The sequence below is a fragment of the Enterobacter sp. RHBSTW-00318 genome (assembly GCF_014101375.1).
GTDB classification, from domain to species: Bacteria; Pseudomonadota; Gammaproteobacteria; order Enterobacterales; family Enterobacteriaceae; genus Enterobacter; species Enterobacter ludwigii.
Genome location: NZ_JABXQH010000005.1, coordinates 1 through 2,495, shown reverse-complemented (window position 1 = coordinate 2,495; position 2,495 = coordinate 1). Strand labels below are relative to the sequence as shown.

Annotated in this window: 3 protein-coding genes; 2 read left to right on the top strand and 1 reads right to left on the bottom strand. The window is 51.5% G+C overall.

Annotated features, from left to right (window positions below; translation table 11 throughout):
* Positions 1–769 precede the first annotated feature (769 nt).
* Together HV157_RS26050 and HV157_RS26045 are read left to right on the top strand one after the other, a co-directional pair.
* Positions 770–997 carry a YgdI/YgdR family lipoprotein gene (locus HV157_RS26050; RefSeq protein WP_021243043.1) on the top strand — a complete coding sequence of 76 codons (228 nt, stop codon included), beginning with the start codon at positions 770–772 and terminating at the stop codon, positions 995–997.
* 365 nt (positions 998–1,362) lie between these two features.
* Complete coding sequence (locus HV157_RS26045; RefSeq protein WP_013772937.1) at positions 1,363–1,548, top strand: Rop family plasmid primer RNA-binding protein; 186 nt, start codon at positions 1,363–1,365, stop codon at positions 1,546–1,548.
* Positions 1,549–1,838: 290 nt separating this feature from the next.
* On the opposite strand, the gene HV157_RS26040 is transcribed toward HV157_RS26045, so the two are convergent.
* Positions 1,839–2,057 (bottom strand): hypothetical protein, encoded by a 219-nt coding sequence (locus tag HV157_RS26040; protein WP_198129632.1) that lies wholly within the window; start codon positions 2,055–2,057, stop codon positions 1,839–1,841.
* Between the last annotated feature and the right edge of the window lie 438 nt (positions 2,058–2,495).

Genomic DNA, 2,495 nt, shown 5'->3' with positions numbered 1-2,495 from the left:
GCATCACAGAATCTGACGCTCAAATCAGTGGTGGCGAAACCCGATGCGGCTTAAAGATACCAGGCGTTTCCCCCTGGTGGCTCCCTCGTGCTCCCCCGCATTCCTGCCTTTCGGTTTACCGGTGTCACTCCGCTGTTATGGCCGCGGTTTCTCATTCCACGCCTGACACTCAGTTCCGGGAAGGCAGTTCGCTCCAGGATGGACTGTATGCACGAACCCCCCGTTCAGTCCGACCGCTGCGCCTTATCCGGTAACTATCAACTTGAGTCCAACCCGGAAAGACACGACTAATCGCCATTGGCAACGGCCATTGGCAAACAGGATGTGCGAGAGATGTCTCAAGAGTTCTTGAAGTGGCGGCCTTAGTGAGGCTACACTGAAAGGACAAATTTGGTGACATGTCTCGCACAAGACTGTTACCACGGTTAGGGGATCTGCCAGGATTACCTAACCTTCGAAAAACCACCTGCCAGGGTGGTTTTTTCGTTTACAGGGCAAGAGATTACGCGCGGAAAAAAAGGATCTCAAGAAGATCCTTTATAAATTAGACATCCAACCTCACAAAGAGGAATACTTAAATCATCTTGGTATATGTATCGGCCGGATTACATCTCATATAAGCCTCCTCCCCGCCTGACACCACACTTTGACCATAGCACCTCGCGCCTAACTCGATATACAGCCCACCATCAAGCCTCTTTTCACATAAAAAATGACCTATAGTTAGATGGTTAGTGACCAAAACTGATATGGATAAAAGGAGCTGGCTTTGAAAAAGATTTTTGTTTCAGTGTTCGCAGCGGCAGTTGCGCTTTCAGCCCTCACCGGCTGCACGCGCACAAGCTATGCCATACACACCAATGACGGTCGCACTATTGTCAGCGACGGCAAACCTAAAGAATCAGACTCAGGCCTGCTTGGCTATACAGACGCGAATGGTGTCAAACAGCAGATCAATAAAACCGACGTTAAAGAAGTCTCCGAAATTCCGCACTGAGCATCTTCTCCGAAAAAGGCCGCTAATGTGGCCTTTTTCTTTACCTGTGGTTCTCCGCCAAAATCCCAGCAAATTGCATCACCAAAGCTAAAAGCTTTCAGGGTTGTCTAAAAAGCACAAGACATAAGAGGAAGTGCGGTATTTTATAATCAAGCCCCCAAGAATTTACCATAACATCCGTTGCCCGCACCGCCTGAGACGCGTTCAGCGCGTTCCTGACGAAACCATGACAAAAACCACAACAAACCACCCCGGAACCCGTCAGAAACGCGCCTGTTAAATTTTAACGGCATGCATGACTATGCACCAGAATGACGCCATGCTCTTTTCACGCAAAAATCATCACCAGACGGGGAAAATCACCAGTGACCAGACAGGAATCCGCCGCCCTCAATATGGCCAAATTTATCCGCGCACAGACACTTCTCCTCCTTGAGCGGCTCGAGCAGATGGATCTGGATGAGGCTGCCGGCTGCTGTGAGCACCTGCACGATCAGGCCGAAGCGCTTTACGCCATGCTGAACGCACAGATAGGCGAGGAAAATGCGTGAAAATCGGTGAACGGGTGCGCAATTCAGTGCGCGGCCGTGAGGCGATGGCGGGGTGTCGGGGCGCAGCCCTGACCAGGGTATTTGTGATGCCGGCGCGTGCGCGGTATTACAAATGCACATCCTGTCCCGGAACGGACACCGGGAAACAGCAAAAAAAACCGGGCGGCACGCCCGGAACTCAATCAAGTTAGATTAGATTACTCTCACTCGTCCATAACAGCATCATGGAACGACGACCACCGTCCGTGACGGCCGCCTCGTTTAAGTATGGACAGAAATACAGAAAATGCTCAGGACGAAATGTAATGAATGCGAACGGATTCAAGAAATTCGAGCATGACAGTCCTTACGGCCGGTTCGGTTTCAGACAAAATCTGCCGGTATGCATCCAGCATCATGGCTCCGGCATCCCCTCCGGCACGCCGTAGCCAGACCGAAACAACGGACACAAGCAGGTGTCGCTCATCATCACTAAGAGTCATCAGGGCTCCGGAAGAAAAACCAAACATGGCTTACCTACTGTTAACGGCAACGCAGAAGAAAGGTTTACAGGGTAGCGGGCAGGGATGAAAAAAAAAAAATTGCAGTCAGGCCGGAACGGCTGCTGAACCGGTACAGGCGGGTTCCGGGCGCAGCGCCGGACCAGTCACGGAGCACTAGCGGAGTGTATACTGGCTTAAGATGTAGCATGGCAGTAACACATAGCATTAATGCCACATAAGACAGGCGCAGAAAGTGAAAGAAAACGCGTCAGGAGAAAATGTGATACAGAATATATTCCGCTTCCTCGCTCACTGACTCGCTCCGCTCGGTCGTTCGGCTGCGGCGAGCGGGACGGGCTTACGGATGGATCAGAAATTTCCTGGGGGATGCCAGGAAGATACTTAACGAAGAAAGCATAAGGCCGCGCCAAAGCCGTTTTTCCATAGGCTCCGCCCCCCTGACAA

Bases quoted from the DNA above. Each gene is read 5' to 3' on its own strand.
- HV157_RS26040 (WP_198129632.1), bottom strand. From the start codon at position 2,057: ATGTTTGGTTTTTCTTCCGGAGCCCTGATGACTCTTAGTGATGATGAG.